The sequence below is a fragment of the Delftia sp. JD2 genome (assembly GCF_001682645.1).
GTDB classification, from domain to species: Bacteria; Pseudomonadota; Gammaproteobacteria; order Burkholderiales; family Burkholderiaceae_C; genus Comamonas; species Comamonas acidovorans.
In genome coordinates this window covers 1-8038 of record NZ_LFJT01000109.1, presented here as the reverse complement: position 1 = coordinate 8038, position 8038 = coordinate 1, and the positions used below count along the sequence as shown (strand labels likewise).

The window sequence follows — 8038 nt, the reverse complement described above, 5'->3', positions numbered from 1 at the left end:
CTTTTGGCGAAGCAAAAGAAGGTAGGTCGGCCGCCGGGCCGAGACCCGGCCTCGAAAAACAACCCCCCGGCAGGGGCAAAAACAATCAAGCAGCCCCCACCCTCCACCGCCTCCTCGGCGCCCTCAACGCATGCCTTTCCCGATAGGCCGCAGGCGCCATCCCCACATACCGCAAGAACACCCGCCGAAACGCCGAGGCATCCCCATACCCGCAAGCCAGCGCCACGGACGGCACGCTCTCCAGCGTGATCTCCAGCAGCACCCGGGCCCGCGCGCAGCGCAGGCGGTGCAGGTGGTCCAGCGGGCTGTGGCCCAGTTCCTGCTGGAAGTGGCGCAGCAGGGTGCGCGGGCTGGTGGATGCCGCGTCCGCGAGGGCCTGCAGGTCATAGGGCTGCTCCACGCGCGCCTCCAGCCAGGCGATGGCGTGGGCCAGCACGCTGTTGCGTGTGGCGGGAATGCGGCGGTCCTGCAGGGCGGCGCGGGTGGCGCGTTCGCGCTGGGCATGGGGCTGCAGCACGGCGGCCAGCGATGCGGCCAGGTCGTCGCCGAAGGCATGGCGTGTGAGCGCGACGGCCATGGGTGCCAGGGCCTCGGGGTGGGAGGCGCTGAGCCAGGGCCTGTCGTCCACGAAGGGCTGGCCCTCGGCCAGTTCGATGCCCGGGAAGTCCAGGCCGAAGCCGCCCATGAAATACCAGGGCAGGGCCACAAGCCGGCCCTGGCAGCGGCCGCCCGCTGCCGCAAACCAGGCGGCGCTGCCCAGCGTGCAGACGGCCAGGCTCTGGTCGAAGGCCGTGGTGATGCGGCGCACCAGGGCCGGATGCGCGGCGACGATGTCGCGGATGGAGGGAATGTCAGGGCAGTGCAGCGCGCTCACGAAGACGGCCTGCGCGGGCCCTTCGGCTGCCGCGCCTTCGGCTGCATGCGGCATGGCGGGCAGGGGCCGGCCCTGGCCGTCGACCCAGCGCCAGCCAAAGCGCGGTGCGCGCCGGCCCAGGCGCAGGCTGGCGACCAGGTTGGCGCTGCGCAGCATTTCGACCAGGTGCGCGGCATGGCCGATGGCGCTGTGCTCCAGGCAGGGCAGCTCGATGATGAAGGCTCGGGGCATGGCGGTTTTGGCTCCTCGAATGGCGATTTTGACGTGCCCGTCATACGTGCTTCACTTTTAGCATGGCTGCTTGTGCCACTTTCCAGGACCACGAAGATGCTCCACACCAGCGCCGAGACAAAGCCTTCCTCCTTCCCGCGCACAGGCCTGCGCTTCATCGCCCTGGCCGGGCTGCTGGCCTGCGGCCTGCCACTGGCGGCCAGCGCCCAGGGGCTCGATGCACAGGGCCTGGCGGCCCTGGATACCGCCATCCAGCCGCTGGCGCCCAAGATGGTGGAGTGGCGCCGCGACATCCACCAGCACCCCGAACTGTCGGGCCAGGAAGAACGCACGGCCAAGCTGGTGGCCGATCACCTGCGCCGCCTGGGCATGGAGGTGCAGACCGGCGTGGGCGGCACGGGCGTGGTGGGCGTGCTGCGCGGCGGCCAGCCGGGCAAGACCGTGGCGCTGCGTGCCGACATGGATGCGCTGCCCGTGGCCGAGAAGACCGGCCTGCCCTTTGCCTCCAAGGCCAAGGCCCAGTACATGGGCAAGGAGGTTTCGGTCATGCATGCCTGCGGGCACGATGCCCACGTGGCCATGCTCATGGGCGCGGCCGAGGCGCTGGCCGGCATGCGCGCAAAGCTGCCCGGCACGGTGAAGTTCATCTTCCAGCCCGCCGAGGAAGGCGCCCCGGTGGAGGCCGATGCCCACGGCCATGTGCCCAGCTTTGGTGCCAAGGCCATGGTGGAGGCCGGCGTGCTCAAGGACGTGCAGGCCATCTACGGCCTGCACATCACGGCCAACCTGCCCTCGGGCATGGTGGGCTATCGCAGCGGGCCGCTGATGGCGGGTTCGGACAGCCTGAGCATCCAGGTCGAGGGCCGGGGCGGCCATGGCTCGTCGCCGTGGAATGCGGTCGATCCCATCGTCGCGGCCAGCCAGGTGGTGCTGGGCCTGCAGACCGTGGTCAGCCGCCAGCTCAACATCAGCCTGGAGCCGGCCGTGCTGACGATCGGCTCCATCCAGGGCGGCACGCGCTACAACATCATCCCGGACAACGTGGAGATGCAGGGCACGCTGCGCACCTTCGACGAGGACATGCGCCAGGAGGCGCACAAGCGCATCACCGCCACGGCCGAGCAGATCGCGGCCTCCAGCGGCGCCAAGGCCAAGGTGCGTTTCGGTCCCGTGGCCTATCCGGTGACCACCAACCCCGCGGCACTGACCGAAGCCTCGCTGCCCGCGCTCAAGCTGGCCATGGGCGGCAAGGCCATGGTGATTCCCAAGGTCAGCGGCTCCGAGGATTTCTCGGAATTCCAGAAGGTGGTGCCGGGCTTCTTCTACTTCCTGGGCGCGCCGCCGGCAGGCCAGGATTTCGCCAAGGCGCCGTCCAACCACTCGCCGCTGTTCGACATCGACGAGAAGCAATTGCCCACGGGCGCGCGCTCACTGGCCGCTCTGGCCGTGGACTATCTGCAGCGCAACCCATAGCTGTTGGACTCCCCCTGAGCGGCGGACGCCGCTTCCCGTTGCACGGCGCCCCCTCTCTCGCTACGCGGGAGGGGGACGGCACCCTCGCTGCGGGGCGGCGCGGCCGGCGTAGGCCCTTGCTCGGTGCCCCTGGCTTGAGATCGAGTCCGTGCGAGCCGCGTCGGCTTTATTTGGCGCTAGCGATTGCCGATGGGCCTTTCCACCACCGGGCGATGGCGAGCCGGAAGGGCAGCAGCAGCGCCACGCCCAGCACCAGCTTCACGCCCAGGTCGCCCAGGGCCCAGGTCACCCAGGGCTCGGCGGCGCCTGCGAAGGCGATGCTCCAGAACAGGAAGGTGTCCAGGCAGGCGGCCAGCAGCGTGGCCACCAGGGGGGCACGCCACCAGCGGCCTGCACGCAGGCGGTGGAACACGCCGATGTCCAGCCACTGCGAGGCAATGAAGGCCGCGCCCGAGGCCAGCGCGATGCGCGGCGGCGCCAGCACCAGCGAGGCGGCCACGGCCACGGCAAAGCCCACCCAGGCCACGCGCCGGGCCTGCTGCGGGCCGAAGCTGCGGTTGACCAGCTCGCTCACCAGGAAGGCGAACGGATAGGTGATGGCGCCCCAGGTCAGCCAGTCGTTGATGGCGTACTGCACCAGGATGTTGGACGACAGCACCACCACGCCCATGGCCGCGATGGCGGCCAGCAGCTGGGTGCGCGAGGGGGCGGCGAAACGGGGCGGGCGCGGTGTCATGCTGCGCCACCGGAGCCGCGTGCGCCCGACGAGGGCAGGGGCAGCCCGAGGATGGCGCAGGCCACGGCCTCGCCCACCTTGACGCCGTCCACGCCGGCCGACAGGATGCCGCCCGCGTAGCTGGCGCCTTCGCCGGCCGGGTACAGGCCGCGCGTGTTCAGGCTGTGGAAGTCCGCGCCGCGCTCGATCTTCACGGGCGAGGAGGTGCGCGTTTCCACGCCGGTGAGCACGGCGTCGTGCATGTCGTAGCCACGGATCTTCTTGCCGAAGGCGGGCAGCGCCTCGCGCATGGCCTCGATGGCGTAGGCCGGCAGCACGTGGTGCAGGTTGGTCAGCGTGATGCCGGGCTGGTAGGAGGGCTCGACCTCGCCCAGCGCGGCCGATTCCTTGCCCGCGATGAAGTCGCCCACCAGCTGGCCCGGCGCGTTGTAGTTGCGCCCGCCCAGCAGGTAGGCCTTGGTCTCCAGCTGGCGCTGCAGCACGATGCCCGACAGCGGGTGCAGCTCGCCGTCCTTGAGGTCTTCCACGCCATGGGTCTTGCCGTCGAAGGCCCAGGCAAAGCTCTTGGCATCGCGCGGATAGTCGGAGGGGTCGATGGCGCAGACCATGCCGGCGTTGGCATTGCGCTCGGCGCGCGAGTACTGGCTCATGCCGTTGGTGACCACGCGCTCGGGCTCGCTGGTGGCCGCCACCACGGTGCCGCCCGGGCACATGCAAAAGCTGTAGACCGCGCGCCCGTTGCTGGCGTGGTGCACCAGCTTGTAGTCGGCCGCGCCCAGCAGCGGGTGGCCGGCATGCCTGCCCCAGCGCGCCCGGTCGATCAGGCCCTGCGGATGCTCGATGCGAAAGCCCACCGAGAACGGCTTGGCCTCCATGTGCACGCCGCGTTCGTAGAACATGGCGAAGGTGTCGCGCGAGCTGTGGCCCAGGGCCATCACGGCATGGTCGGTTTCCAGCCACTGGCGCTCGCCGCTGTCTTGGTCCAGCACCTCCAGGGCGGTGAGATGGCGGTCCTCGCCCTCGCCCTCGATGCGCATGTCACACACACGCTGGCCGAAGCGGATCTCGCCGCCCAGGCGGATGATTTCCTCGCGGATGCCCTCGACCACCTTCACCAGTTTGAAGGTGCCGATGTGCGGGTGCGCGGCATAGAGGATCTCGGGCGGTGCGCCGTGGGTGACGAACTCCTGCATCACCTTGCGGCCCAGGTGGCGCGGGTCCTTGATCTGGCTGTAGAGCTTGCCGTCGGAGAAGGTGCCTGCGCCGCCTTCGCCGAACTGCACATTGGACTCGGGCACCAGCTCGCGCTTGCGCCACAGGCCCCAGGTGTCCTGGGTGCGCTCGCGCACCGAGCGGCCGCGCTCGATCACGATGGGCCTGAAGCCCATCTGCGCCAGCACCAGGGCCGCAAAGATGCCGCAGGGCCCGAAGCCCACCACCACGGGCCGGCGCTGCAGATCGGCAGGCGCCTGGCCCACGGCATGCCAGCGCATGTCGGGCGTGGGGTTCACATGGGCATGGCTGGAGAATTGCTCCAGCAGTGCGGCTTCCTGGCTCTCGTCGGCCAGCGTCAGGTCCACGATGTAGACCGCCAGCAGCTCGGCCTTGCGCGCATCGAAGCTGCGCTTGTGCACGTGCACGGAGGCAATGGCCTCCTCGGCAATGCCCAGCTGGCGTGCGGCCAGGGCGCGCAGCGGCTCCAGGGGCAGATATTCGGTGTGGCTGTCGGGGTGGTATTGCACCGCCGACAGGGGCAGTTTCAGTTCAGAGACGCGGATCATGGCTTGTACCTATCAAGCAGAGGGCCGGCGATGGTAAGCCAAAGTGGGCGACCGCACAGGCTGCGGGCCGCACAGCCTTGGGGTGTGCTCGGGTTCGGATTTTCCGCCAGATATTCCTGGTCCTGGTGCCGTCCCGATCCGGGCACGGACCTTGCATGCAGGGCCGGCCATCCGCGAGCGGGGTCCTTCAGCCCCGGTCTGACGGGGTGGCTGCATCTGCGCGAAGTGGTGGTGGAACGGATGTAAGCTCGCGGCAAGCCTGCGGGCGGGTGCTGCCCCAGGTGAACAAGATCAACGCATTCCACGCACCACAAGGAGACATTTCATGAAGCAACCCCCTTCCAGGCAACGCCTGCCCGCATGGCAGTGGATCGGCCTTGCGGCCGCCACGCCGCTGTTCCTCGCATCGTGCGGAGGCGGTGGCAATGGCGGATCGGGCCAGGACGACCTGGCCGCCTGTGCCATCACCTCGGGCGATGGCAGCGTGGTCGTGGGCTCGGGCCTGCCCGGTGATCCGGCCGCACCCGAACCCTCTTCGGGCTACCGCCTCGGCAAGAAGGCCCTGCACACCTCCAAGTACATGGTGGTCACGGCCAACCCGCTGGCGTCCAAGGCCGGTTGCGAGGTGCTCAAGTCCGGCGGCTCGGCCGTGGATGCGGCCGTGGCCGTGCAGATGGTGCTGGGCCTGGTGGAGCCGCAGTCCAGCGGCATCGGCGGTGGCGCCTTCATGCTCTACCGCGATGCGGCCACGGGCAAGGTCGTGGCCTATGACGGCCGCGAGACCGCGCCGGCCGCCGCCACCGAAAACTACCTGCGCTACGTGGACGACACCGCCGACCAGACCGCGCCCAAGCCCTCGGCGCGCGCCAGCGGCCGCTCCATCGGCACGCCGGGCGTGGTGCGCATGCTGGAACTCGCGCACAAGGACTACGGCAAGACCGCGTGGCCCCAGCTGTTCAATTCGGGCATCGACCTGGCCAGCAAGGGCTTTCCCATCAGCGGCCGCATGGCTGCGGCGCTGGACGGCTCCAAGGTGGAACTGGCGCGCGATGCCGATGCCGCCAAGCTCTACTTCGATGCCCAGGGCAAGCCGCTGGCGCTGGGCGCCAAGTTCGTCAACCAGCCCTATGCCGACACGCTGCGCAGCATCGCCAATGGCGGCGCCGACGCCTTCTACCGTGGCGACCTGGCCCAGGCCATCGTCAGCAAGGTGGGCGTGACGCAGACCGTCTCGGACGGTGCGCCCATCACCGCCGGCAAGACCACGCTGCAGGATCTGGCCAGCTACGAGGCCAAGCGCCGCGAGGCCGTCTGCACCACCTACCGCGCGCGCTACATGGTCTGCAGCATGCCGCCGCCGTCGTCCGGCGGCATTGCCGTGGCCCAGGCCATGGGCATTCTGGAGAACTTCGACCTCAAGGCCTATGCGCCCACGGCCATTGATGGCGAAGGCGGCAAGCCCTCGGTGATGGGCGTGCACCTGGTCAGCGAAGCCCTGCGCCTGGCCTATGCCGACCGTGACAAGTACGTGGCCGACACCGACTTCGTGCCCCTGCCCGGCGGCTCGCCGGCGCTGATGCTGGACAAGAGCTACCTGCGCCAGCGCGCCGCCCTCATCTCCACGACCAAGAGCATGGGCACGGCCCAGGCAGGCAACTTCGGCACGCCTTCGCAGGGCGTGGTCGATGTCAAGGAGGCCGGCACCACGCACATGAGCATCGTCGATGCCAAGGGCAACGCACTGAGCATGACGACCACGGTGGAGTCCAGCATGGGCTCCTTCCACGTCACGCGCGGCTTCGTGCTCAACAACCAGCTGACCGACTTCGCTGCCATCCCCAGCACCACCGACGGCCCGGTCGCCAACCGCGTGCAGCCGGGCAAGCGTCCGCGCAGCTCCATGGCGCCCACGCTGGTGTTCGACCTGAAGACCGACGGCACCGCCGGCGACTTCAAGATGGCCACCGGCTCGCCGGGCGGCAGCACCATCATCCAGTACGTGACCAAGACCCTGGTCGGCGCGCTGGACTGGGGTCTGGATGCCCAGCAGGCCACGTCGCTGGTGGACTTCGGCGCGGCCAACAGCCCGACCACCAACGTGGGCGGCGAGCACCCCAACATCAACACGGCCAATGGCGGCAACGACGATCCGCTGGTCAGCGGCCTGCGTGCCCTGGGCCATGTGGTGTCCATCAGTGCGCAGTCCAGCGGTATTGGCACCATCTTGCGGGTGCAGCGCAATGGGCAGGCGCAGCTGGAAGGTGGGGCTGATCCGCGCCGTGAAGGGCTTGTTTTGGGCGATACCGTTCGCTGATTTTGGTCTGATGATTGACTGAGGAAGGCGCTGCTGGCAGGGATGCTGGTGGCGCCTTTTTTGCTGGTTTGCTGGTGGGTCTTTTTTTGACCCTGCCGGGTGGTTGTTTTTCGAGGCCGGGTCTCGGCCCGGCGGCCGACTCCCTTTCTTATCGCGCGATAAGAAAGTGGGCAAAGAAGCGCGCCCCGCACTGCCCACGTCCCTTCGCTTCGCTGCGGGCGACCTGCGTTGGGCGGGATGCGGGGTGTGCCGCAGAACTCACTCCTTGCGCCTGCGGCGCAATCCGTTCAAACAACTGCGGCAAGTCAGATGACGAAGCAGCCCTGTCCTTCGGCAGGGCTGCCACCCCGCATCCCGCCCAACGCAGGCGTGGGCAGAAGGGGGGAGGCTGGGGCAGCCAATAGCCAATAGCCAATAGCCAATAGCCAATAGCCAATAGCCAATAGCCAATAGCCAATAGCCAACAGCCGGCGCCATCGCTCCGCTCGGCTTCAAACCGGGGCCGAGCGAAGCGAAGGCCCGCACCACCTCCCGTATGTCAGCGCCTGCGGCGTGGTGGTTGCGGGGTTGCAGTCCTGCCGAAGGACAGGACTGCTTCGTGATCTGACTCGCTGCGGTTGTCTGAGCGG

Annotated in this window: 5 protein-coding genes; 2 read left to right on the top strand and 3 right to left on the bottom strand. The window is 68.9% G+C overall.

Going from position 1 to position 8038, the window contains the following annotated elements; all coding sequences use genetic code 11:
• Window positions 1-85 precede the first annotated feature (85 nt).
• Window positions 86-1105 carry a GlxA family transcriptional regulator gene (locus ACM14_RS29660; RefSeq protein WP_065348128.1) on the bottom strand — a complete coding sequence of 340 codons (1020 nt, stop codon included), beginning with the start codon at window positions 1103-1105 and terminating at the stop codon, window positions 86-88.
• A gap of 96 nt (window positions 1106-1201) precedes the next feature.
• On the opposite strand from ACM14_RS29660, the gene ACM14_RS29655 reads away from it, so the two are divergent.
• Entirely contained in the window at window positions 1202-2578 is a 1377-nt protein-coding gene (locus ACM14_RS29655) for an amidohydrolase (protein ID WP_065348127.1), read from the top strand.
• A gap of 166 nt (window positions 2579-2744) precedes the next feature.
• Here ACM14_RS29655 and ACM14_RS29650 read toward each other — a convergent pair whose 3' ends face one another.
• Together ACM14_RS29650 and ACM14_RS29645 are read right to left on the bottom strand one after the other, a co-directional pair.
• The gene (locus ACM14_RS29650; RefSeq protein WP_016454772.1) at window positions 2745-3314 is read right to left on the bottom strand and encodes a VUT family protein; all 570 of its coding nucleotides are present in this window, start codon (window positions 3312-3314) and stop codon (window positions 2745-2747) included.
• Window positions 3311-5095: an NAD(P)/FAD-dependent oxidoreductase gene (locus ACM14_RS29645; protein WP_065348126.1), complete on the bottom strand. Its 1785-nt coding sequence runs from the start codon at window positions 5093-5095 to the stop codon at window positions 3311-3313. The genes ACM14_RS29650 and ACM14_RS29645 overlap by 4 nt, the downstream gene beginning before the upstream one ends.
• Window positions 5096-5420: 325 nt before the next feature.
• Between ACM14_RS29645 and ggt the strand changes: the two genes are divergently transcribed.
• Window positions 5421-7409 carry a gamma-glutamyltransferase gene (gene ggt, locus ACM14_RS29640; protein WP_065348125.1) on the top strand — a complete coding sequence of 663 codons (1989 nt, stop codon included), beginning with the start codon at window positions 5421-5423 and terminating at the stop codon, window positions 7407-7409.
• Window positions 7410-8038 lie beyond the last annotated feature (629 nt).